Origin of the sequence: Streptomyces sp. NPDC020917 (assembly GCF_044333795.1) — a bacterium.
In the GTDB taxonomy this organism is placed as follows: domain Bacteria; phylum Actinomycetota; class Actinomycetes; order Streptomycetales; family Streptomycetaceae; genus Actinacidiphila.
In genome coordinates, this window is record NZ_JBIRRR010000008.1 from 275,891 (window position 1) to 298,297 (window position 22,407).

Genomic DNA, 22,407 nt, shown 5'->3' on the forward strand with positions numbered 1-22,407 from the left:
CACCCGCGTCCCACCGGGAGCGCCCGCCCCGCGTCTCACACCGGGAGCGCCCGCACCCACACGCCGTCGTCCGTCAGGTAGGCGTCCACCGACAGGCCCGCGGCGGCCAGCGCGTCCTCGAACTCGGGCCGGGTGAGCGGGCGGCTGAGGAATGTCTGGGTCCAGGTGGCGTCCGGGTACACGTACTCCACGTGCACCGACCGCACGCCCGGCGCGTAGCCGGTGGAGGAGACCACCCGGACCGTGCCGTCGGGCTCCAGCGGCGACTCCCGCGGCACCTGGTCGTGCCAGTCCGCGCCCTCGCGCTGGATCAGCACGGAGCCTCCGGCGGCGACATGGCGGCGGCAGGTGGCGAGCAACTCCTGCCGTACCGCCGGGTCGTGGGCGTGGACCAGGCAGGATCCGAGCAGCACCGCGTCGAACCGCTCGCCCAGGTCCAGGCCCTGGATCGCGGCCTCGACGGTCCGCGCGCCGCGCACCCGCTCCAGCATCATCGGCGACTCGTCGACGGCCGTCACGGCGAAGCCGCGCTCCACCAGCGGGTGGGTCACCCGGCCCGCGCCGCAGCCCAGTTCCAGGATGCTCGCGCCGGCCGGGAGAGCGGCGGCGATGATGTCCGGCTGGGTGCCGGCGGGCAGCCGGGTGTAGAGGTCGACCGCGCACCCGTCAGGGGTGAGCGGGCCGGGACCCGTTGCGGCGAAACCTTCACGCATCTGTGCGGTCATGCACTCCATGGGAACACACCCGGAGCGGCGCGGGGCCGTAGTCTTCGGCGGCCGGGGCAGATTCCGACCAGGGGCGGGGTGCGCCCCGGGACCGCCGCGGCGGTCACGACCACCGAGGGGCACTGCATGGACACTTCGACCACCCGTACCCGCGCGCTCGTCCTCGCCGCGGTGATCGCCGCGGCGATCGGCGTCGCCGGCTGCAAGGACACCACGACCGGCGCGGCCGGCGGCACCGGTGCCTCCGGCGGCGACAAGGCGACGTCCGGCGGGCCGGTGGCCGGCGACGGCCACGCCGTCAGCCCGCTGGACAACCCCGACGGCACCAAGCCCGGCCTCGCGCCGATCACCTCGGCCGCCGACAAGGCCAGGGCCAGGGCGCTGATCTCCCGGGTGGCCACGAAGGGGCGCGGGCCCAAGACCGGTTACACCAGGGCGCAGTTCGGCTACGCCTGGATGGACAGCGCGCCCGGCGTGCCCTACGCCCACAACGGCTGCGACACCCGCAACGACGTGATCAAGCGCGACGGCACCGAGGTGCGCTACCGCTCCGGCTCCACCTGCGTGATCAGCTCCATGGTGCTGGCCGACCCCTACACCGGCCGCACCATCGACTGGACCAAGACGCACGCCTCGGCCGTCCAGATCGACCATGTGATGCCGCTGTCGTACGACTGGCAGATGGGCGCGGCGCGGTGGACGAAGGACAAGCGCGAGCAGATAGCCAACGACCCGCTCAACCTCCTTCCGGTCGACGGCCCCTCCAACAGCGCCAAGGGCGACTCCGGCCCCGCCAGCTGGCTGCCGCCCTCCGCGGTGATCCGCTGCTCCTACGCGGTCCGCGTCGCGCAGGTCTCCCTCAAGTACGCGCTGCCCGTCACGGCGCCCGACAAGCAGGCGATGCTCAGTCAGTGCGCGGGCTGACGGCACTGAGGGCGAGCACCGGAGTGCTCGCCCTCAGCCGGGCCCGCTCGGCCGCCCTCGCTCAGCGGTCGCGCGCGGTGACGGTGACGGTCACCGGGGGGACGGCACGACCTCAATGGTCCTCGACGCCGTGATCGGCGCGAGCGAGGCCTCGCCGGTGTAGGCGCGCATCGAGTCGTTGGTCACCGACACGGTCACCGTGCCGGCGCGCAGCGCGGTGAGCGTCCGGGTCGCCGGGTCGAGGATCGCGACCTTGCCCTCGTGGCGGGCCGCGTCGACGGCCGCCTTGCCGCTGCCGATCGCCAGGCCCGGCGAGCCGCCCCATCCGACCGACATCGGGTACCGCAGGGGCACGACGCGGGTGCCGGCCGCCACGCCCTTCGGCTGCACGATGCTGCCGGACAGCGTCGCGGTGCCGCCGACCTCCACCGACTCCGGGGTGTCGAGGGTGATCGACTGCGCGAAGGCGCGCACGTCGGCCTGCAGCCACTGCTGGTCCGCGGTGCGGTCCGCGTTCACCGACCAGTCGACCCAGCCGGTGAACCCGCCGCGGTCCGGGGTGCCGTAGGGGTCCTTGCCCGACGACGGCAGCACCATGTAGGGGACGCCCTCGAGCCGGTGGACGTCGGCGATCTGGGCGTGGCTGCCGACCATCGCGGCGCCCTTGCCCGTGGAGTCGCGGAAGTCCGTGAGCATCTTCTCGACGAGCGCGGCCTCGTCGCGGTCGCCGAGCTGGCTGGACTTGGCCTCGCCGGGGTCGTCCACCGGGTGGTGGGCGAACACCACGACGTTGTGCACCGACGGGTCCTTCTTCGCGTCGGCCAGGGCCTGCTGCATCATCGGCAGCTGGTCCCACGCCGTGCCGTGCAGCGTCCCGAGGGAGCTGGCCAGCAGCACGAAGCGGGTGCCCTTGTGGTCGAACGTCCGGTACGGCCGGCCGAACTCGCTCGTGAAGCCGGTCAGATCGCTCTGGACGTTGTTGAGGCCGTAGGACTCGTGGTTGCCCGGCACGTAGTAGCAGGGGACCGAGCCGGCCTTCGGGTCCGGCGTGCTGTCCTTCGCCGGCTCCTGGCCGACCGGGACGAGGTCGCACCCGGCGTCGGTGAGCACCTGGCGGGCGAGCGCGAGATCCTGCGGCAGGCCGCGGTCGGTGATGTCGCCGTTGAGGACGACCAGGTCCGGATGGGTCGCGCGGATCCGCTGGAGGGCGGCCGTCGCGACCTGCGCCAGGTCCGGGGCGTCCGCGGTGAACTGCACATCCGACAGCGTGGCGAACTGCCACGTGTCGCGGCCGCCGGGCAGCGAGCCGTCGTCGGAGACGAGCGGGTCGGGCCGCGGTTCGGGCTGTGCGGGCAGGTCGACCGGCGACGGGATGTCGGCCTCGATGCGGTCCAGGACGAACGTGCCCGGCTTCTGGTTGGCGACGTTGGTGTTGATGCCCTGGAAGCTGGAGACCGAGATCGGGAAGGCCGTGGTGGCCGGGACCGTGAACGTGGCGTACTGCCAGTCGCCGCTCGCGGCCAGTGCGGTGCCGTAGACGCCGCCGCTCTGGTTGGCCGAGTCGACGTAGCCGAGGTAGGTCAGGCCGGCCGGCACGCTGATGCTCGACTTGATCCGCACCCGCACGCGCAGCGGCTGGCCCGGCACCGGGACGCGCAGGGCCGGCGAGGTCGCGGCGATGCCCACGTTGCGCATCGCGCCGAAGTCGATGCGCAGGCCGTCGGGGTCCGCCGAGAACGTCGTGGCCGCGGTGCTGTTGTTGCGCCAGCGGGCGAGGACGTCGTCGTCGAAGTCGTAGACGTTCTTCGTCTGCACGCCGATGGTGATCGGGAGCTTGACCGAGGTGCCGCCGGCGGAGACGGTGAGGATCGTGCTCGCGTCGGCGAGCGGGGTGATCTTCAGCTTGCCGTCCACGGGCTTGATGTCGACGACGGCGTGGTCGTAGTCGAGCGACAGGTCCTGCGGGTCGATCGGCGCCGTGTAGCCCTGGCCGTCACGGCCGGACACCGAGACGGTGGCCGCGTTCCCCGGCGTCGCGTCGGCGATCGACAGGAGGTGGGACGACAGCTCCACCTCGGCGAGCGGGCCGAGGACGGTCACCGCCTGCTGCGCCTTGCGGGGGCCCACGTGCGCGTCGACCGTGATCGTGTCGTGCGCCTTGGCCGGGGCGGTGAGCGTGCCGCCCCTGACGGGCCCGCCGGGCGCCGTCCACCGCACGGACGCCGGGTCGACCGTCACCGGCGTCTCGTGGTCGTCGACGCCCACCGCGACGAGCCTGCGGTGCAGCCCGGGGAAGACCTTCACCCCGCCGTCGTCCGACGCCGCGCCCGGCGCGGGCTTGACGAGGAGCCGGTGCAGGGTGCCGTCGCCCTTGGCGACGAACACCCCGACGCCGTTGGGGTCGTTGCGCTCGTGGCCGTCCGAGGGGACGTTGCGGACGGTCGCGTCGTCCTCGCCGAGCGCGCGGGCGACCATGGTCGTGGAGCCGCCGCCGTCGAGGTTGACCGCGGTCTCCACGCCCATCGCGGCGAGGTCGCGGGCCTCCTTGTCGATGCCGACGCCGCCCTTGCCGGTGCCGCCGGGGCCGTCCCAGGTGGCGAGGACGAGCGTCCTGCCGCCGTTCTTGAAGCCGAGCGCGGTCCGCGGCGCGATCGAGGTGTCGAGGCCCTTGACGACCTGGCCGCCGGACACGATGGTGCCGCCGTGGCCGAGCGCGAACCGCATCTTCTTCGCCGCGTTGTCGGCGAGGTCGTAGGCGAGCGTCGCCGGGTCGCCGGGCTGCAGCGCGCGGATCGCGGCCGCCGCGGTCCCGCGCCCGACCAGGACGAAGCCGTCGTCCGGGACGGTGCCCGAGCCGGCGGGGCCGGCCGGCGTGACCGAGACGACCGTGCCGCCGCGGACCAGCACCTCGGCGATCTGGGCGTCGGCCACGCCCGTCAGGCCGCGGTTGCGGCTGTAGTCGCCCCAGGCGGACGTGAAGGCGACCAGGCCGTCCGCCGGGATCCCGCCGCCGTTCGCGGCGTTGACCGACAGGACCTTGTGGTCCGCGCCGGCGAACCTCGCGTGCGCGTCGACCGCCAGGTTCACCAGCTGGGCGACGCCGTCGGTGCTGACGCCGACGTGCTGGCGGCCGCTGATGTCGGACGACTTGAGGAGCTTGCCGTCCTGGACCTCGCCGCCGAGGGCCGCGTTGGAGTTGCCGATGTCGAAGAACTCGCCGTTGATGCCGGCGACGGCGCCGGCCTTGTCGGCGGCCTCGCTGAGCGGCCCGCCGGACGCGACCGGTCCGGAGGTCAGCAGGTCCGTGCGGACCGAGCTGCCGGACAGGTCGACCGTCATGTACCGGGCGTCGTACCAGCCCTTCTGGTCGAGTGCCTTCACATGCTGCAGGCCGATCCCGGGACCGAGCTTCTCGGTCGTGTCGATCAGCGGGATTCCGCCGGTGACCGGCGCGGGGGCACCGCCGTCCGCGAAGGCGGCGGTGGGGGCGGCCGCCAGCGCGGCCGCGGTGGCGAGCACCACCAGCAGTGGTCTCGCGTGGCGATGGTTCAGGACCATCAATGTCATTGCCCGTACCTCGGGTTGGGAGTGGACGCGGAGGTGGCGGCCCCCGCTGCGCCCTGTCGGTCACAGGGCGCACCCGAGATTGCAAAGGACACGTAAACACCCGGACGACTCCGTCGCGAGCACACGGTGAATGCTGGCTGTAGCTTGCGTCGTGGCCAAAGCGTTGGGCGGAGTGCTGGATATCCGTGGGGCGGGCTCAATAAGCTCGTCCCCGATCATCACATCAGCATCGCGAGGTTGTTTCGTTCTCCTGCCTGGAGGCACCATGGTCCGCCGCCGCACCGCCGTCCCGCTGGCCGCCGCAGCACTGCTGCTCGCATCCCCCGCGCTCACCGCGTGCGGATCGGGACCGGTGCACACCGGCGCCGCGGCCGTCGTCGGTGACCACCGGATCACCGTGGCCACCCTGCAGTCGGAGGTCAACGACCTGCGGGACGCCGCCGCGGGCTCGCCGCAGGGCCAGCAGCTGCTGGAGTCCGCCGGCAACCTGCCCACCCAGCTGCTCGGCCGGCTGGTGGAGGACCAGGTCCTGGACCGCACCCTCGCCGACAACGGGCTCACCGTCACCGACGCCGAGGTCGCGCAGGAACACCAGGCCGCGCTGCAGCAGTTCGGCGGCAACGAGGCGCAGCTGGATTCCACGCTGCTCACCCAGTACGGCGTGGCGCCCAAGGACATCGACCACTTCTTCCGGCGCAACGTCGCCTTCGCCAAGGTCATCCAGCACCTCGGCTACCAGCCGGGCAGCGACGGCGGCAACGCCGCGCTCCAGCAGGCGGTGGTCAAGACCTCCAAGAGCCTGGGCGTGACGATCAACCCGCGGTACGGCACCTGGGACGCCAAGAAGGGCGCCATCGGCAGCGCGTCCGACCCGTGGCTGGTCAGCAAGACGCAGGTCGCCGCACCCACGGGCGCGTGACCCGGCGGCCGGCGCGGCGGGGTACGTTCGAGGTGTGAACGACGAGAACGGCGGCGTGCCCGCCCCGGGACGCCTGGTACTGCTCACCACCAGCCACCGGGTCGCGCCCGGCCAGCTGTCCTGGCAGGCGTGGCAGGTGCTGCACGCGGCGGACCGGGTGCTGTGCGCGGACCCCGGGCACCCGCAGCTGCCCTACCTGCGCGAGGCCGGTGTGCGCTGCGAGCTGGCCGACCCGGGCGGGCGGGAGCTGGTCGACGCCACCGAGGGCGGCCGGACCGTGGTGTACCTGCCGCCCTCGGGCGGCGCCGCGCCGGCCGTCACCGACGAACTCGCCCGGCTCGGCGGCTCGGGCCGGGTGCAGATGCCCGATCTGGAGCTGCTCCCCGGCTCCTACGACCTGCCAGGCGCCCGGCTGATCGACCTCGTCCAGGTGATGGACCAGATCCGCGCCGAGTGCCCGTGGAGCAGCCTGCGCACCCACGAGGACCTCGCCAAGTACGGCATCGAGGAGATGTACGAACTGGTCGAGGCGATCGAGGAGGGCGACCGGGAGGCGGTCAAGGAGGAGTTGGGGGACGTCCTGCTGCAGGTCGTCTTCCACGCCGCGATCGCCCAGGGCGACCCCGAGGACCCGTTCGGCATCGACGACGTGGCCGCCGGCCTCGTCGCCAAGCTGATCCACCGCCACCCGCACATCTACGGCGACGAGATCGCCGAGACACCGGAGCAGGTGCAGGCCAACTGGGTCCGGCTCAAGGGCGTGGAGAAGTCCCGCGAGTCGGTCACGGACGGGGTGCCGCTGGCGTCGCCCGCGCTCGCGCTGGCCGCCAAGCTCACCGGCCGCGCCCGCACCGCGGGGCTGCCGCTCCCGGTCACCCCGCCCGCGCCGCTGTACGACGACGAGGACACCCTCGGCGAGCACCTGCTGGCCGAGGCGGCCACCGCCCAGGCCGCGGGCATCGACCCCGAGGCGGCGCTGCGCCACGCCGCCCGCCGCTACCGGGCCGCCGTACGGCAGGCCGAGGCGGAGGCCAGGACCGGCACCCCGGGCCCCGACCCCGCCGACACCACCCCCTGGGGCGAGGCCGACCCCGGGCTCGCGGATCCCGCCCAGGACGGCTCCGGCGGCACCGCCGGCGGGGACGCCGGCCCCGGGCGGGAAGAGGACCGCTGAGCGTGCGCGTCGACGTCCCCCACGCCTGGCCCGCCGATCCGGCCGCGGCCCTCGCCCTGCAGGACCGGCTGCGGCCGCTGGCCGACCACCGCGGTCCAGGACCGGCCCACCCGCGGCTGGTCGCCGGGCTCGACGTCGCCTACGCCGGCGACGGCCGCGGCACCGGCGACCTGGTCGCGGCCGCGGTCGTGGTGATCGACACCGCGACCCTCGGGGTCGTCGAGCGCGCGACGGCCACCGCCACCAGCACCTTCCCCTACGTCCCGGGCCTCTTCGCGTACCGCGAGCTCCCGGTCCTGGTCGAGGCGTTGCGCGCGCTGCGGACCACTCCCGAGCTGCTGCTGTGCGACGGGCACGGCCTGGCGCACCCGCGCCGCTTCGGGCTGGCCTGCCATCTCGGCGTGCTCACCGGGCTGCCCACGGCCGGCGTCGCCAAGACCCCGTTCGTCGGCAGCCACGACCCCGCGGCCCTGGCCGGGGCGCGCGGCTCCCACGCCGACCTGGTGGACGCCGGCGAGACGGTCGGCCGGGTGCTGCGCACCCAGGACGGGGTCAAGCCCGTCTACGTCTCCACCGGCCACCTCGTCGACCTGCCCACGGCCTGCGCGCAGGTGCTGGCGCTGGCGCCCGCCTACCGCCTCCCCGAGACGACACGGCAGGCGGACCGCCTGAGCCGGGACGCGCTGGCCGCCGCGGTGGCCGCCGCCGGCACCGGGCCCGCGGCCGATACCGTCGAGGGGTGAACGACCCCGGCTCCCTCCCCGCGGACAGCGGCACTTCCGGCGGAAATCCCGGCGGCGGACCGGCCGGCCCTCCTGGCAGCGGACCGGCCGGCACCCCCGCCGCCGTGCCTGAGCTGTTCTCCTGGCAGTTCGCCACCGACCCCTACCCGGCGTACGCCTATCTGCGCGAGCACGCGCCGGTGCGGTGGACCCGGCTGCCCAGCGGGGTGGACGCCTGGCTGGTGACGCGTTACGCCGACGCACGGGAGGCGCTGGCCGACCCGCGGCTCAGCAAGAACCCGGTCCACCACGCCGACGAGGCCGGGTCGCGCGGGAAGACCGGCATCCCGGGGGAGCGCAGCGCGGACCTGATGACGCATCTGCTGAACATCGACCCGCCCGACCACACCCGGCTGCGGCGTCTGGTGTCCAAGGCGTTCACCCCGCGCCGGGTGGCGCAGTTCGCGCCGCGGGTGGCGGAGCTGACCGACCGCTTCATCGACGGCTTCGCCGCCGAGGGGAGCGCGGACCTGATCCACGAGTTCGCGTTCCCGCTGCCGATCTACGCGATCTGCGACCTGCTGGGCGTGCCGGCCGAGGACCAGGACGACTTCCGCGACTGGGCCGGGATGATGATCCGTCACGGCGGCGGCCCGCGCGGCGGTGTCGCCCGCTCGGTCAAGCGGATGCGCGCCTACCTGGTGGAGCTGATCCACCGCAAGCGCGGCGACCTGGGCGACGACCTGATCTCCGGCCTGATCCGGGCCAGTGACCACGGCGAGCACCTGACGGAGAACGAGGCCGCCGCCATGGCCTTCATCCTGCTGTTCGCCGGTTTCGAGACGACCGTCAACCTCATCGGGAACGGGATGCACACCCTGCTGCGGCACCCGGTGCAGCGTGCGGCCCTCCAGGAGTCGCTGGCGCGCGGCGAGACCGCCCTGCTGGAGACCGCCGTCGAGGAGCTGCTGCGCTTCGACGGCCCGGTGGAACTCGCGACGTGGCGGTACGCGACCGGACCGCTGGCCATCGGCGGGCAGCCGGTGGCGGCGGGCGACCCGGTGCTGGTCGTGCTCGCCGCGGCCGACCGCGACCCGGACCGCTTCGCCGCGCCGGACACCGTGGACCTGGCGCGCCGGGACAACCCGCACCTGGGATACGGGCACGGCATCCACTACTGCCTCGGCGCGCCGCTCGCCCGGCTGGAGGCGAGGACCGCGCTGGCCGCGCTGCTGACCCGGCTGCCCGATCTGCGGCTTGCCGCCGAACCCGGCGAACTCCGGTGGCGGGGCGGCCTGATCATGCGCGGACTTCGCACCCTGCCGGTGGCCTTCACCCCGCAGCCGGAACCCGTACGGGCAAAGGAAAGTGACGATCTGTCAGGTCCGTGACCATGACGTGATGCCCGCTACATCGGCTTGTGATCCGTTGGCCATCACCGCTACGTTCTGCGGTCAGCGCGAGGCATCCACGGCTCGCGCCACGCGCCCGCCCCACAGGAACGGGCAGCCGCCGGGTGGCCGCACCGCCGCCCTCACGGCGGATGCCCGCGCCGGGCGCGTACGGCCAAACGAAAGGCGTACCGCATGCTCTCGTCCGGCAACGGCAGGCACCGACGCCCCCGGCCCACCCCGGCCGCCGTCGTGACCGTCGCGACCGCGGCCGCGACAGGTGCCGGCATCGCGATCCCGCTGCTGGGGGCGTCCGTCGCCCAGGCCGCGGACAACGGCACCTGGGACAAGGTCGCGGTCTGCGAGACCGGCGGCCTGTGGAGTGCGAACACCGGCAACGGCTTCTACGGCGGCCTGGCGATCACCCAGGCCACCTGGGACCAGTACGGCGGCGACGCGTACGCGTCGCGCCCGGACCTCGCGTCCCGTGCCCAGCAGATCACGGTGGCCGAGAAGATCCTCGCGGACCTGGGACCCGGCGCGTGGCCGGGCTGCGAGAAGAACACCGGGCTGTTCAAGGACCAGGGCACGCCCGAGGTGGACCCCGGCACCCCGTCGGCCACGCCGACGCTGCCCGGCGTGCCCCTGCCCACCCTGCCGGACGTGCCGGTGCCGACCGGCATCCTGCCCGGCATCTCCGGCACGCCGTCCGCGAGCGCGACCACGCCGTCGACCGGCTCGGACGAGTCGGGCAATTCGGATGATCAGGGCGGATCGGACGGATCATCAGATTCCCACGGCTGGGTGACCGGCGGCTCGAACACCGACCCCGGGGGGCCGCTGGCGACCTCGCCCGGTGAGGACCCGTCGACCGGCGCCCCGGGCGACTCGGGTGCCCCGAGCGGCTCCGGTACGCCGTCCGACGGCGCCACCACGCCCTCGGCTCCGAGCACCGGCGGCGGGCGCCACGCCAAGCCGTACAGCCCGACCGACGAGCAGCTGGCGGCCGCGGACCAGGCGAGCCGGACCGAGCTGTACTCGATCACCGGCAAGGACGATTCGGGCACTTCCGGCAGGACGGACTCGACTACCCCGGGTAACGCCAACAAGGGCGACAAGTCGGGCACTTCAGATGTGAGCAGGTACACGGTCGATCTCGGGGACACGCTCTCCTCGATCGCCCGGGACCATCAGGTCGACGGCGGCTGGCACGCGCTCTACGACACCAACCACCAGGTGATCGGCGTCGACCCGAACCTCATCAAACCCGGACAGATCCTCAACATCGGCTGAAATCAAGGGTCATGGCGGCCGGTCGACAAAACGGACGAACCGCTTTCCGGCGGGCGTCTCGGATGTGACAAGGGTCTCGCCGGTCGCTGTGACCGCCCGCTCGCAGAGCGCTGAGATCCACCCTCGTGACCTGCGGTTTACCCCACTCGCCGGGTATGCGCCCGCAGTTGGTGTCCGAAATCGGAATGTTTGAACTCCTCACGGGGGTGTGCTTACCGTCTTCTCGCTCGCCACAGCGAGCCCCGCCGGAACGGAACGCCGAGTCCTGCCGCCGGCCGACGGGAACAGTCGACGCGAGAGCGCCGTAGGCAGGAGCGGGGGACCCAAAGTCTTCCGCCGGACCGGCAGACGTACGCCGCGCAGCACCGGACAGCAACCCGCTGCGAGGGCGTACGACACCGCGTCCGGCTCGGGGTGAAGCCGATCTCCACGCCGCCGACGCGGCCCGGCCGGGCAACTCACGTCCGAACCCGACAGCTGACCTCGCAGGCGTCGGTGAGGAATTCTCCATGGGTAAGCACCGTCGTCCCTCCGCCAAGACGCTCGTGCGTCTCGCCTCCGTCGCCGGCGTCGCCGGCACCGCGATCGCCGTTCCGCTGATCGGCGCCACCTCCTCCTCGGCCGCTTCGGTCGCCACCTGGGACGCGGTCGCCCAGTGCGAGTCCGGCGGCAACTGGGCCATCAACACCGGCAACGGCTACTACGGCGGCCTGCAGTTCTCGCAGTCCAGCTGGGCGGCGGCCGGCGGTCTGCAGTACGCGCAGCGCGCCGACCTGGCCACCAAGGACCAGCAGATAGCCGTGGCCGAGAAGCTCCTCGCCCTGCAGGGCCCGTCCGCGTGGTCCTGCGCCTCCGCGGGCGGCCTGACCGCGGGCGGCCCGTCCCCCGACATCAACCCCGGCGGCTCGTCCAGCTCCTCGAGCTCGACCTCCACTCCGGCCAGCTCCAGCAGCAGCTCGTCGAGCAGCTCCAGCAGCTCCTCCAGCTCCTACAGCTCTTCGAGCAGCCACACCGCCTCGTCCCACTCGGCCACGTCGTGGAAGCACTACGCCAAGGGCCACGGCAGCTACGTGGTCCGCCACGGCGACACCCTGTCGAAGATCGCCGAGGCGCACCACGTGGCCGGCGGCTGGCACAAGCTGTTCGAGCTGAACAAGGACACCGTCAAGGACGCGAACCTGATCTACCCGGGTCAGCACCTGACGCTGCGCTGACGCGACGACGGCGCCGCAACCCATCCGCGACCCCGCCCCGGCACGCACTCCCCCCAGACGTGCCCGGGCGGGGTCCGCCGCGTCGCGGCGTGTCGCCCGGGCGGCCGACACCCGTCTCAGGGGACGGGCCGACCGCCGGTCCACGGCCCCCGGGCGGTTAGGCTCGTCCCGAAAAAAGGCGAGAAGACATCTCAGCTCTCTGAAGGAGACAACGTGCCGTCCATCGACGTCGTCGTAGCCCGGGAAATCCTCGACTCGCGAGGCAACCCCACCGTCGAGGTCGAGGTCGGCCTCGACGACGGCAGCACCGGGCGTGCGGCCGTCCCGTCCGGCGCCTCCACCGGCGCCTTCGAGGCCCTCGAACTCCGTGACGGCGACAAGAACCGGTACCAGGGCAAGGGCGTCGAGAAGGCCGTCCTCGCCGTGATCGAGCAGATCGGCCCGGAGCTGGTCGGCTACGACGCCACCGAGCAGCGGCTGATCGACCAGGCGATGTTCGACCTGGACGCCACCCCGGACAAGTCGTCGCTGGGCGCCAACGCCATCCTGGGCGTCTCGCTGGCCGTCGCGCACGCCGCCTCCGAGGCGTCCGACCTGCCGCTCTTCCGCTACCTGGGCGGCCCGAACGCGCACGTCCTGCCGGTCCCGATGATGAACATCCTCAACGGCGGCTCGCACGCGGACTCCAACGTCGACATCCAGGAGTTCATGATCGCGCCGATCGGCGCGGAGTCCTTCTCCGAGGCCGTGCGCTGGGGCGCCGAGGTCTACCACACCCTCAAGGGCGTGCTGAAGTCCCGCGGCCTGTCCACCGGCCTGGGCGACGAGGGCGGCTTCGCGCCGAACCTCGGCTCCAACCGCGAGGCCCTGGACCTCATCCTGGAGGCCATCAAGCTCGCCGGCTACACCCCGGGCCAGGACGTCGCGCTCGCGCTGGACGTGGCCGCCTCCGAGTTCTACAAGGACGGCGCCTACGCGTTCGAGGGCAAGCAGCGCACCGCCGCCGAGATGACCGAGTACTACGCGGAGCTGGTGGACGCGTACCCGCTGGTCTCCATCGAGGACCCGCTGTTCGAGGACGACTGGGACGGCTGGAAGACCATCACCGACAAGCTCGGCGCGAAGGTGCAGCTCGTCGGCGACGACCTGTTCGTCACCAACCCCGAGCGCCTGCAGAAGGGCATCGACAACAACACCGCCAACGCGCTGCTGGTGAAGGTCAACCAGATCGGCTCGCTCACCGAGACGCTGGACGCCGTCGAGCTGGCCCAGCGCAACGGCTACAAGTGCATGATGTCGCACCGCTCCGGCGAGACCGAGGACGTCACCATCGCCGACCTGGCCGTCGCCGTGAACTGCGGCCAGATCAAGACCGGCGCCCCGGCCCGCTCCGAGCGCGTCGCCAAGTACAACCAGCTGCTGCGCATCGAGGAGATCCTGGACGACGCCGCGGTCTACGCCGGCCGCAGCGCGTTCCCGCGCTTCAAGGGCTGACCCACCGCGGGAGCCGGGCCGGTCCCGCCCGGGGAGGCGCGGTCCGTGCCGTCCCCCGCCGCTCCGTACGTCCCCGCACCCGGTCCCGTACCGTGGGCGGGGACGTACGCGTGACGGTGACGAGGGGAGTGACTCGTGGGGGCGGACCGGTTCTCCACCGCGGCCCGGCTGAAGGCCATCGGCCAGGAGGCGCAGGCCCGGGTGTACCGGGCCGCGGCCAGGCGCCCGGTGCGGCGCAGCAGGCTCACCGGCCGGGCCGCTCTGCTCGCCCTGGTGCTGTGCGCCCTGGTGGTGGCCCTGGCCTACCCCATGCGGCAGTACGTCTCCCAGCGCTCCGACATCGCCGACCAGCGCCGCCAGGCGCAGGAGGCGCAGAAGAAGGTCGAGCAGCTGCGCCAGGAGAAGGCCCGCTGGCAGGACCCGGACTACGTCCGCGCCCAGGCCCGCGAGCACCTCCACTACGTGATGCCCGGTGAGACCGGCTACCAGGTCGCGGGCGGGCCGCCGGCCGCCGGCGACCCGGCCGCCGAGCACCGCGCCACGAGCGAGGCCGCCGCGCACCGCCCGTGGTACGACAACCTGTGGAACGGTGTGGACCGGGCCGACGCGTCCGCCGCCTCCCGCCCCCACTGACCTGCACCCGCCCGGGGCGCGGAGCCGCCGGCACGCCGGCGCCGACGCGTCCGCGCATCCGACATGCCTCGCGCCGAGGCAGAAGGCTCCAGAACCTCTCATGAACAGCTCCGAGGACCACACCCCGACCCCGCCCCCGGCCACGCAACCGCCCCTGCCGCCGGCCGAGACGCCGCCCACCGAGGCCGACGTCGCGGCCGTCCACGCGCAGTTGGGGCGCCCGCCGCGCGGGCTGCGGGCGATCGCGCACCGCTGCCCGTGCGGCAACCCCGACGTGGTGGAGACCCAGCCGCGGCTGGAGGACGGCACGCCCTTCCCGACGCTGTACTACCTGACGTGCCCGCGCGCGGCCTCCGCGATCGGCACGCTGGAGGCGGACGGCGTGATGAAGCGGATGACCGCCCGGCTCGCCGAGGACGAGGACCTGGCCGCCGCCTACCGGGCCGCGCACGAGGACTACATCGCGCGCCGGGACGCCATCGAGGTGCTGCAGGGCTTCCCCAGCGCCGGCGGCATGCCCGACCGGGTCAAGTGCCTGCACGTGCTGGCCGGCCACGCGCTGGCCGTGGGCCGCGGCGTCAACCCGCTCGGTGACGAGACCCTCGACCTGCTGCCCGACTGGTGGGCCAAGGGCCCCTGCGTGACCCCGCCGGCCGCCCCCGGAACGGCCGCCACCGACACGACCTCCGAGGAGCCCGAGTGACCACGCGTGTGGCCGCCGTCGACTGCGGCACCAACTCCATCCGCCTGCTCGTCGCCGACCTCGACCCCGCGACCGGCGAGCTGAAGGACCTCGACCGCAGGATGCGGATCGTCCGGCTGGGACAGGGCGTGGACCGCACCGGGCGCCTCGCGCCGGAGGCGCTGGAGCGGACGTTCGCGGCGTGCCGGGAGTACGCCGAGGTGATCCGCGAGCACGGCGTGCCGGCCGACCGCATCCGCTTCGTGGCCACGTCCGCGTCCCGCGACGCGGAGAACCGCGACGCGTTCGTGCGCGGTGTCGTCGGCATCCTCGGGGTCGAGCCCGAGGTGATCTCCGGCGCCCAGGAGGCGGAGTTCTCCTTCACCGGCGCCACCCGCGAACTGACCGGCGAGCACGGCCTCCAGACGCCGTATCTGGTGGTCGACATCGGCGGCGGCTCGACCGAGTTCGTGCTCGGCGACGGCGAGGTGCGCGCGGCCCGCTCGGTGGACGTCGGCTGCGTGCGGATGACCGAGCGGCACCTGGTGCACGACGGGGCGATCACCGACCCGCCGGCGCCCGCGCAGATCGCCGCGATGACCGCCGACGTCGACGCGGCGCTGGACGAGGCGGGCGCCGCGGTGCCGCTGGAGCAGGCGCGCACCCTCGTCGGGCTGGCCGGCTCGGTGACCACCGTCGCCGCCCTCGCGCTCGGCCTCGACGTCTACGACTCCGCGGTGATCCACCACGCCCGGGTGTCGCTGGAGCAGGTCCGGCGGATCAGCGCGGACCTGCTGACGGCCACCCACGCCGAGCGCGCCGCCCACCGCGTCATCCACGAGGGCCGGGTCGACGTGATCGCCGCCGGCGCCCTGGTGCTGCTGCGGATCATGGAGCGCACGGGGGCGAAGGAGGTCGTGGTCAGCGAGCACGACATCCTGGACGGAATCGCCTGGAGTGTGCTCAGCTGAGGGTGCGCCGCACCTGGTGAGCGGGCCGCGGGGTGTCCGGATCGTGGGCGCCGGAAAACCTTTGTGAAACTCTTCACATGAAGTTCCCGTGCGGTGGCCCAAGTTTCCAAGGCTCACAGTGCCAACCCCCCTGGAATCCCTGGCGCGTCGGTGTTTCCGGGGGGTTACGCGCCACACGGTCCCGGCCACCGGGGGCCCGATCCACGCTGCTCAGCGCCATGTATAAACGGCGGGGGACCGGTGCGACCCGGCCGGCGCCTCCCGGCCCAGGTCATGAAGTCGCGCAGTGTAGCAGAGGGTGTCCAGCACCTTGTGAAGGGGCTCACGAGGACCCCCCTCTCCCGTGCTGGATACTCGAGGCATGAGCACCACGGAGCGTCCACGGATCCTCGTAGTAGGCGGCGGTTACGTCGGCCTGTACGCGGCGCGCCGCATCCTGAAGAAGATGCGGTACGGCGAGGCGACCGTCACGGTCGTCGACCCCCGCTCGTACATGACGTACCAGCCCTTCCTTCCCGAAACCGCAGCCGGCAGCATCTCCCCGCGGCATGTCGTCGTCCCGCTGCGACGCGTGCTTCCCGGGGCGGAGGTGCTCACCGGGCGGGTCACCACCATCGACCAGGACCGCAAGGTCGCCACGGTCGAGCCGCTCGTCGGCGAGTCCTACGAGCTGCCCTTCGACTACCTGGTGATCGCGCTCGGCGCGGTCTCCCGCACCTTCCCGATCCCCGGCCTGGCCGAGAACGGCATCGGTATGAAGGGCGTCGAGGAGGCCATCGGCCTGCGCAACCACGTGCTGGAGCAGCTGGACAAGGCCGACTCCACCACCGACGAGGAGATCCGCCGCAAGGCGCTCACCTTCGTCTTCGTGGGAGGCGGGTTCGCCGGTGCGGAGACCATCGGCGAGGTCGAGGACATGGCCCGCGACGCCGCCAAGTACTACCCGAACGTCAAGCGCGAGGACATGCGCTTCATCCTCGTCGACGCCGCGGACAAGATCCTCCCCGAGGTCGGCCCGCAGCTCGGCAAGTGGGGGCTGGAGCACCTGCAGGAGCGCGGCATCGAGGTCTACCTCAGCACGTCGATGAAGTCGTGCGTCGACAAGCACGTGGTGCTCGCCAACGGGCTCGAGGTCGACGCCTCCACCATCGTGTGGACCGCCGGCGTGAAGCCCAACCCGGCGCTGGCCCGCTTCGGCCTGCCGCTCGGCCCGCGCGGCCACGTGGACACCGCGGCCACCCTCCAGGTGCAGGGCTCGGACTACATCTGGGCCGCCGGCGACAACGCCCAGATCCCCGACCTCGCCGCCGGCGAGGGCGCCTGGTGCCCGCCGAACGCCCAGCACGCGCTGCGCCAGGCCAAGGTCCTCGGCGACAACGTGGTGTCCGGCATGCGCGGCTTCCCGCAGGCCGACTACAAGCACGCCAACAAGGGTGCGGTCGCCGGCCTGGGGCTCCACAAGGGCGTCGCGATGATCGTCCTCGGCAAGACGAAGATCAAGCTCAAGGGCCGGCTGGCCTGGTACATGCACCGTGGCTACCACGGCATGGCCGTGCCGACCTGGAACCGCAAGATCCGGGTCTTCGCCGACTGGACGCTCGGCATGTTCCTCAAGCGCGAGGTCGTCTCCCTCGGCGCGATCGAGAACCCCCGCGAGGAGTTCTACGAGGCCGCGCGGCCGATCCCGGCCCAGGCGACCGGGGCCCCGGCCCCGGCGGCCAAGCCGGCTCCGGCCGAGAAGGCCGCCGCGTCCTGACGAAGGACCCCGGCACGCACGTATGAGCCGAAGGGCGCCCGCCAATCCGTGGTGCGGGCGCCCTTCGGCGTGCCGGGGGCCGGCCGCGGGACGGCGCGGCGCCGCGCCGCCGGACCGCCGACCGGAAGCCCCCCGCGCGACCGCCTTCACCCTCCGCACGAACCGCCGGAAACCGCCCGCCGGCCCCCGGAGACTCCTGGTGGCAGCCTTCCGGGTCAACTACGTGTATCTACAAGGTAGATATCCGGGTCACCGGCGATTTCCGGTCGTACGCTCAAGTCATGGCTGACGCGGCTCCTCGCATCCTTGAACTCGCCGAACACGCTCTCTCGACTCCGTTCCCCCTGCGCGTGCGCGCCTGGGACGGCAGCGAGGCCGGGCCGTCCGGCGCACCCGTCCTCGTCTTCGCGCGGCGCAAAGCCCTGCGCCGCCTGCTCTGGCGGCCGGGAGAACTCGGCCTCGCCCGCGCCTGGGTGGCCGGCGACCTCGACATCGAGGGCGACCTCTACCAGGCCCTCGACCTGCTCGCCGAACTCCTGTGGGAGCGGCCGGAACCCGGCCCCGCCCACGGCACAGCCGAATCCGTCCGCAAGGCCGCGGCCGCCCTGCGCGACCCGGTGACCTACCGGCTGGCCCGCAGCGCGCTGGCCCTGTCCGGCCCCGGACTGCCGCCCGCCCCGCCGCCGGAGGAGGTCCGCAGGAGGGCCGGCTCCGCGCACACCAGGCGCCGCGACAAGGTGGCCGTCTCCCACCACTACGACGTGGGCAACGACTTCTACGAGATGGTCCTCGGGCCGTCCATGGTCTACTCCTGCGCGGTCTGGCCGGACTTCACCGGCGACCCGCTCGACGGCACGGGCGCCGCGGCGGTCCCCGGCGGCGGTGCGGACGCCGGCCCCGGCGCCGTCCCCACCTCCCTGGGCGACGCGCAGTACGCCAAGCTCGACCTGGTGTGCCGCAAGCTGCAGCTCCAGCCGGGCCACCGGCTGCTGGACGTCGGCTGCGGCTGGGGATCGATGGTGCTGCACGCCGCGGAGCACTACGGGGTGCGGGCCACCGGCATCACGCTCTCCGGCGAGCAGGCCTCCTACGCCCGCAAGCGGATCGCCGACGCGGGGTTCACCGGGCAGATCGAGATCCGGGTGCAGGACTACCGCGACGTCAGGGACGGCCCGTACGACGCGATCTCCTCGATCGGCATGGCCGAGCACGTCGGCAGCGAGCGCTATCTGGAGTACGCCCGCACGCTGCACGCCCTGGTACGGCCCGGCGGCCGGCTGCTGAACCACCAGATCGCCCGGCGGCCGATGGCCGACGAGGAGGGCTACCGCGTCGACGAGTTCATCGACCGGTACGTCTTCCCCGACGGGGAGCTGTCGCCGGTCGGCACCACCGTGGCGCGGCTGGAAGAGGCCGGTTTCGAGGTGCGCGACGTGGAGGCGCTGCGCGAGCACTACGCCCGCACGCTGCGCGCCTGGGTGGCCAACCTGGACGACGCCTGGCCCGCGGCGGTCGCCGCGACCTCCGAGGGCCGGGCCCGGGTGTGGCGGCTGTACATGGCGGCGTGCGCGGTGTCGTTCCAGCGCAACCGGATCGGCGTGAACCAGGTCCTCGCCGTGCGCACCCCGGACGACGGCGCCTCGGGCATGCCCGCCACCCGCACCGCGTGGCTCTCGTAGCCCGTGTCCGCCCTCGCAGGCCGCGCGCCCTGGGGAAACGTTGCCCCCACGGTGGGTCGGCGCCCGGTCGCGGAGAGCGAAATCACGTCACTTGTGTGTAAGGGCTGTTACTGCTGTGAACTGCCCTGTGGTGCGGCGGGACCGGCCTCTTGCACCTGATGGGCCATCAGTAACGCCTAAAATAAGACAACATGGCAAGTTGGGCGTCCTGTTCGCGACGCCCGACACGGATACGCTTTCACTGCGCCCCGCCGGCCCGGATGGTGGAACGCAGACACGGCGAGCTTAAACCTCGCTGCCCCTGAGTGGGCGTGCCGGTTCAAGTCCGGCTCCGGGCACTCGCAGAGCCCTTTCAGGGCTCTGCGGACGCCCGGAGGCGGCCCGCGGACGCGACCGTCGCGGCCGCCTCCTGCTCGCTCAGCCCGGTGTGGACCGCCGCCGTCACCAGGGCGGGCGCCAGCGCCTCGCCGAATCCCGCGTCGTACGCCCGGCAGGCCGCCCAGAACAGCCGTCCGTTGCGCTCTCCTTCGCGTGAATCCAGCACGAACCGCACCAGCGCGGCGGCACGTTTCTCCGCCGGATGGCGCGGGTGGTCGGGCTCCGGCGCGCGGGGCGGCGGCGGGGGCGGATCGGCCAGCCGCAGCAGGGCCGGCGGGGCCTCGGCCAGTGGATGGCCCGCGGTGCCCGGGGCCACCAGGTAGTGGCCGGCCACGGTGCGCGAGCCGGGGCCGACGACGTACCCGCCGGCGCCGCGTATGTCGATCCCGGGAGCCAGCCGGCCCACCGAGTTGGGCACCGGCCGCGGCGCGCTGAACCACAGATGGCGGCCCCCGCTGGGGGTCAGCACGGTAACCGTTTGCGGGACGGCGAAACCGCGGGATTCGGCCAAAGCCCGCAGCGCTGTGATCCCGTTCGCGCCGTGCTTGACGTCGAGGTCGACGCCGACGAGGTGGACGGGTGCCAGACCGCACGCGATGCCGTAGCCGGTGGCCCAGGGGGCGACCGCGAACAGCGCGCGGATTGCGGCCGGATCGGTCGTCGCGTCGTGCACGCCGTGGCCGGGGCGGCCGCACTCGCCGCGGCAGGCACTGGCCCGCGCCTCGTCGCGGTGCGGGGAGCGAACGGCGGGGAGCTTGCTGCGGGACAGGGGGATGACCGGCAGGCCGCGCTCCGCGGCGATCAGCGCCGCGTGCAGCGCGCGGGTGTGGTCGGGGCGTGGCATGGCCTGCTCCCTGATGTTCGAACGCGTGTTCGTCTCCACTCCTCAGTGATACCGCGCGCGAGGCGCGGCGTCCACCGGATAGGCCCGCGATCCACGGAAAGGGGTGACTGAGGGGCGAGTCGGGGGGAAGATCCTCCTCCAGGCGTACGCATGGCATTTTGCCAAGCCATTACTCTTGAGGCGCAGAGTCGCAACACGCGGCCATGGAGGAGTGAGATGAGGAGCAGCAACCCGGTCTTCTCCCGGCGGGGCTTCACCCGCGGGAACGAGTACGCCGGATTCGGCACGGGTGCCCAGCAGAGCGGCAACCCCTACGCGCAGTACGGCGCGAACCCCTACGGCCAGCAGGGCGGCCCCGCGCAGCAGGGCGCACCGCACCACCCGTACGAGCAGCCGCAGCCCCTGACTCCCCAGCAGATGGAGGAGATGTACTCCGCCCCGGCCGCGGGACCCGCGCAGACCGGCCGGATGACGATCGACGACGTCGTCATGCGGACCGCGATGACGCTGGGCACCGTCGTGGTGGGCGTCGTCATCGGCTGGTTCGCGCTCGGCGACCAGATGGGCATCGCCTTCGGCGCGGCCATGGTGGCGTTCGTGCTGGCCATCGTCCAGTCGTTCAAGCGCACCCCGTCGCCGGCCCTGATCCTCGGCTACGCCATCTTCGAGGGCCTGTTCCTGGGCGTGCTCAGCCGCGCGTACAACGACGCCTGGCAGGGCGCCCCGGTGCAGGCGGTGCTCGGCACCATGGCGGTCTTCGCCGGCATGCTCATCGCCTACCGGGCCCGGATCATCCGGGTCACCGCGCGCTACCAGCGCATCGGCATGGCGATCGCCATCGGCTTCGTGCTCGCGATGGTGGTCAACCTGCTGTTCGCGGCGTTCGGCAGCGGTGACGGCCTGGGCCTGGCCACCGGCGGCCTGGGCATCGTCTTCTGCCTGCTCGGCATCGGCCTCGGCGCGTTCTTCCTGTCGCTGGACTTCAAGCAGGTCGAGGACGGCATCCGCTACGGCGCCCCGCGCAACGAGTCGTGGCTGGCCGCGTTCGGCCTGACGCTGTCGCTGGTGTGGATCTACCTGGAGCTGCTGCGGCTGATCGCGATCCTGCGCGACTGACCGCGGCCGCCAGGGCCGCATGAGGGGCGAACGGGCCGCAGGGAAGCGCGAGCTTCCCTGCGGCCCGTTGCGGCGTCGGGTGAGGGTAGGACGGGGATGAGGGGGAACGGGGGCCGAACAGGCCCGGCATTACAGGAGGTTGCGGGCAGCCCGGCGCAGGTCGTACTCATGGACCAGGGCCTTGGCGTGACCGTAGGAGAGGTCGTGCTCGCTGCGCAGCCAGCTGACCTTGTCGTCGAAGCGGAGGAATGACGGGCCGTCGTCGAGGGCGCGCAGCCACTCGTTGATCTCGCGGCCGGTGCAATGGGGGATGCGGTCGAGCAGGTTCCGGTGGGTTTCCTCGGAGAAGTGCGTTTGGGACATCGGCGCCTCCGGTATGTGGTCCGGTCACCCCACGGTGCCCGAATGGTCGGTTGTTGGCAACCATCCCGCGCCACCGGAAAGGAGTGGGAGGCACTTCGCGCGCCCCGGTAGGGTCCCCGGTATGCCCGAAACCGCCGCCCTGCACACCGCCGTGGAACGCCTCGCCGGACGGCTGCGCTCGCTTCCGCAACGCCGGTTGCAGGCGGGTGCCGCGGCCGAGGGCCTCGAACTCGCCCGCTGGCTGGCCCGGCAGGCGCAGCTGCTGGAGTTCCCCGGGCGTGAGCCGCGCGAGGTCCCGGACGACGGCATCTTCGTGGTCGGTGACCAACTGGCGGTCGCGGGAAACGAGTTGGTCAGGGCGCTGGGGACGGGCCAGGGCGCCGGAGCCGGTGCCGGAGCCGAGGGCGATGACGCCGTGCCGGCAGGCGAAGTGTCCGGCTCCGGGCAGGCAGCGGCGGTGCTGGCCGAGGCGCTGGAGCGGGTGGCGCGCGCCGCCAAGGCGGTCGGCTGACCGGGGTTGGGCGAGGTGCCGCCCGAACACGGCGGACAGGGGCCGCGCAGG

19 protein-coding genes, 1 tRNA gene and 1 riboswitch are annotated in these 22,407 nt (G+C 73.0%); of the genes, 16 read left to right on the forward strand and 4 right to left on the reverse strand.

The genetic code is table 11. The annotated features are described in order from the left end of the window. Window positions 1-35 precede the first annotated feature (35 nt). Window positions 36-725 (reverse strand): class I SAM-dependent methyltransferase, encoded by a 690-nt coding sequence (locus ACH4TG_RS20025; RefSeq protein ID WP_398243690.1) that lies wholly within the window; start codon window positions 723-725, stop codon window positions 36-38. 126 nt (window positions 726-851) lie between these two features. On the opposite strand from ACH4TG_RS20025, the gene ACH4TG_RS20030 reads away from it, so the two are divergent. Then, window positions 852-1,649 carry an HNH endonuclease family protein gene (locus ACH4TG_RS20030; protein WP_398243692.1) on the forward strand — a complete coding sequence of 266 codons (798 nt, stop codon included), beginning with the start codon at window positions 852-854 and terminating at the stop codon, window positions 1,647-1,649. Window positions 1,650-1,739: 90 nt separating this feature from the next. Here ACH4TG_RS20030 and ACH4TG_RS20035 read toward each other — a convergent pair whose 3' ends face one another. Beyond that, the gene (locus ACH4TG_RS20035) at window positions 1,740-5,216 is read right to left on the reverse strand and encodes a phosphodiester glycosidase family protein (RefSeq protein WP_398243694.1); all 3,477 of its coding nucleotides are present in this window, start codon (window positions 5,214-5,216) and stop codon (window positions 1,740-1,742) included. A 265-nt stretch (window positions 5,217-5,481) separates the two neighbouring features. Between ACH4TG_RS20035 and ACH4TG_RS20040 the strand changes: the two genes are divergently transcribed. From ACH4TG_RS20040 to ACH4TG_RS20100, 13 genes are all read left to right on the forward strand, one after another. Beyond that, window positions 5,482-6,135 (forward strand): SurA N-terminal domain-containing protein, encoded by a 654-nt coding sequence (locus ACH4TG_RS20040; protein WP_398243696.1) that lies wholly within the window; start codon window positions 5,482-5,484, stop codon window positions 6,133-6,135. A 34-nt stretch (window positions 6,136-6,169) separates the two neighbouring features. Then, a complete protein-coding gene (locus ACH4TG_RS20045; protein ID WP_398243697.1) occupies window positions 6,170-7,309 on the forward strand; it encodes a nucleoside triphosphate pyrophosphohydrolase in 1,140 nt (379 codons plus the stop codon). A gap of 2 nt (window positions 7,310-7,311) precedes the next feature. Next, complete coding sequence (locus tag ACH4TG_RS20050) at window positions 7,312-8,052, forward strand: endonuclease V (protein ID WP_398243698.1); 741 nt, start codon at window positions 7,312-7,314, stop codon at window positions 8,050-8,052. Next, entirely contained in the window at window positions 8,049-9,422 is a 1,374-nt protein-coding gene (locus ACH4TG_RS20055) for a cytochrome P450 (RefSeq protein ID WP_398243699.1), read from the forward strand. The genes ACH4TG_RS20050 and ACH4TG_RS20055 overlap by 4 nt, the downstream gene beginning before the upstream one ends. Before the next feature lie 195 nt (window positions 9,423-9,617). Further along, on the forward strand, window positions 9,618-10,715 hold the full coding sequence (locus tag ACH4TG_RS20060; protein WP_398243700.1) for a transglycosylase family protein: 1,098 nt from the start codon (window positions 9,618-9,620) through the stop codon (window positions 10,713-10,715). A gap of 353 nt (window positions 10,716-11,068) precedes the next feature. Next, window positions 11,069-11,222: riboswitch (cyclic di-AMP (ydaO/yuaA leader) on the forward strand. Window positions 11,223-11,224: 2 nt separating this feature from the next. Beyond that, window positions 11,225-11,929 carry a transglycosylase family protein gene (locus tag ACH4TG_RS20065; protein WP_398243701.1) on the forward strand — a complete coding sequence of 235 codons (705 nt, stop codon included), beginning with the start codon at window positions 11,225-11,227 and terminating at the stop codon, window positions 11,927-11,929. Between the two features lie 213 nt (window positions 11,930-12,142). Then, window positions 12,143-13,423, forward strand: a complete 1,281-nt coding sequence (gene eno / locus ACH4TG_RS20070; protein ID WP_398243702.1) for a phosphopyruvate hydratase — start codon at window positions 12,143-12,145, stop codon at window positions 13,421-13,423. A 135-nt stretch (window positions 13,424-13,558) separates the two neighbouring features. Continuing rightward, window positions 13,559-14,056 (forward strand): septum formation initiator family protein, encoded by a 498-nt coding sequence (locus tag ACH4TG_RS20075; protein WP_398243703.1) that lies wholly within the window; start codon window positions 13,559-13,561, stop codon window positions 14,054-14,056. Between the two features lie 100 nt (window positions 14,057-14,156). Beyond that, window positions 14,157-14,759, forward strand: coding sequence for a DUF501 domain-containing protein (locus ACH4TG_RS20080; protein WP_398243704.1), 603 nt, complete (start codon window positions 14,157-14,159; stop codon window positions 14,757-14,759). Then, window positions 14,756-15,709 carry an exopolyphosphatase gene (locus tag ACH4TG_RS20085; RefSeq protein ID WP_398243705.1) on the forward strand — a complete coding sequence of 318 codons (954 nt, stop codon included), beginning with the start codon at window positions 14,756-14,758 and terminating at the stop codon, window positions 15,707-15,709. The genes ACH4TG_RS20080 and ACH4TG_RS20085 overlap by 4 nt, the downstream gene beginning before the upstream one ends. Before the next feature lie 361 nt (window positions 15,710-16,070). Continuing rightward, on the forward strand, window positions 16,071-17,465 hold the full coding sequence (locus ACH4TG_RS20090) for an NAD(P)/FAD-dependent oxidoreductase (protein ID WP_398243706.1): 1,395 nt from the start codon (window positions 16,071-16,073) through the stop codon (window positions 17,463-17,465). 281 nt (window positions 17,466-17,746) lie between these two features. Continuing rightward, window positions 17,747-19,144, forward strand: a complete 1,398-nt coding sequence (locus ACH4TG_RS20095; RefSeq protein WP_398243707.1) for a class I SAM-dependent methyltransferase — start codon at window positions 17,747-17,749, stop codon at window positions 19,142-19,144. Between the two features lie 254 nt (window positions 19,145-19,398). Continuing rightward, window positions 19,399-19,482: transfer RNA gene (locus ACH4TG_RS20100), tRNA-Leu, on the forward strand. Window positions 19,483-19,496: 14 nt separating this feature from the next. Here the strand turns inward: ACH4TG_RS20100 and ACH4TG_RS20105 are convergent. Then, window positions 19,497-20,366 carry a bifunctional DNA primase/polymerase gene (locus ACH4TG_RS20105; RefSeq protein WP_398243708.1) on the reverse strand — a complete coding sequence of 290 codons (870 nt, stop codon included), beginning with the start codon at window positions 20,364-20,366 and terminating at the stop codon, window positions 19,497-19,499. A 216-nt stretch (window positions 20,367-20,582) separates the two neighbouring features. Here ACH4TG_RS20105 and ACH4TG_RS20110 point away from each other — a divergent pair, with 216 nt between their 5' ends. Then, the gene (locus tag ACH4TG_RS20110) at window positions 20,583-21,482 is read left to right on the forward strand and encodes a Bax inhibitor-1/YccA family protein (RefSeq protein WP_398243709.1); all 900 of its coding nucleotides are present in this window, start codon (window positions 20,583-20,585) and stop codon (window positions 21,480-21,482) included. Between the two features lie 129 nt (window positions 21,483-21,611). Here the strand turns inward: ACH4TG_RS20110 and ACH4TG_RS20115 are convergent, their stop codons facing one another. Beyond that, window positions 21,612-21,845: a DUF4287 domain-containing protein gene (locus ACH4TG_RS20115; protein ID WP_398243710.1), complete on the reverse strand. Its 234-nt coding sequence runs from the start codon at window positions 21,843-21,845 to the stop codon at window positions 21,612-21,614. A 121-nt stretch (window positions 21,846-21,966) separates the two neighbouring features. Between ACH4TG_RS20115 and ACH4TG_RS20120 the strand changes: the two genes are divergently transcribed. Beyond that, window positions 21,967-22,356, forward strand: a complete 390-nt coding sequence (locus ACH4TG_RS20120) for a hypothetical protein (protein ID WP_398243711.1) — start codon at window positions 21,967-21,969, stop codon at window positions 22,354-22,356. The last annotated feature ends 51 nt before the right edge of the window (window positions 22,357-22,407 follow it).

Excerpts from the sequence above, each read along its gene's own strand:
- ACH4TG_RS20025 (WP_398243690.1), bottom strand. The coding sequence starts at position 725 with ATGACCGCACAGATGCGTGAAGGTTTCGCCGCAACGGGTCCCGGCCCG.
- ACH4TG_RS20030 (WP_398243692.1), top strand. The coding sequence starts at position 852 with ATGGACACTTCGACCACCCGTACCCGCGCGCTCGTCCTCGCCGCGGTG.
- ACH4TG_RS20035 (WP_398243694.1), bottom strand. The coding sequence starts at position 5,216 with ATGACATTGATGGTCCTGAACCATCGCCACGCGAGACCACTGCTGGTG.
- ACH4TG_RS20040 (WP_398243696.1), top strand. The coding sequence starts at position 5,482 with ATGGTCCGCCGCCGCACCGCCGTCCCGCTGGCCGCCGCAGCACTGCTG.
- ACH4TG_RS20060 (WP_398243700.1), top strand. The coding sequence starts at position 9,618 with ATGCTCTCGTCCGGCAACGGCAGGCACCGACGCCCCCGGCCCACCCCG.
- ACH4TG_RS20065 (WP_398243701.1), top strand. The coding sequence starts at position 11,225 with ATGGGTAAGCACCGTCGTCCCTCCGCCAAGACGCTCGTGCGTCTCGCC.
- ACH4TG_RS20080 (WP_398243704.1), top strand. The coding sequence starts at position 14,157 with ATGAACAGCTCCGAGGACCACACCCCGACCCCGCCCCCGGCCACGCAA.
- ACH4TG_RS20090 (WP_398243706.1), top strand. The coding sequence starts at position 16,071 with ATGAGCACCACGGAGCGTCCACGGATCCTCGTAGTAGGCGGCGGTTAC.
- ACH4TG_RS20095 (WP_398243707.1), top strand. The coding sequence starts at position 17,747 with ATGGCTGACGCGGCTCCTCGCATCCTTGAACTCGCCGAACACGCTCTC.
- ACH4TG_RS20105 (WP_398243708.1), bottom strand. The coding sequence starts at position 20,366 with ATGCCACGCCCCGACCACACCCGCGCGCTGCACGCGGCGCTGATCGCC.
- ACH4TG_RS20110 (WP_398243709.1), top strand. The coding sequence starts at position 20,583 with ATGAGGAGCAGCAACCCGGTCTTCTCCCGGCGGGGCTTCACCCGCGGG.
- ACH4TG_RS20115 (WP_398243710.1), bottom strand. The coding sequence starts at position 21,845 with ATGTCCCAAACGCACTTCTCCGAGGAAACCCACCGGAACCTGCTCGAC.
- ACH4TG_RS20120 (WP_398243711.1), top strand. The coding sequence starts at position 21,967 with ATGCCCGAAACCGCCGCCCTGCACACCGCCGTGGAACGCCTCGCCGGA.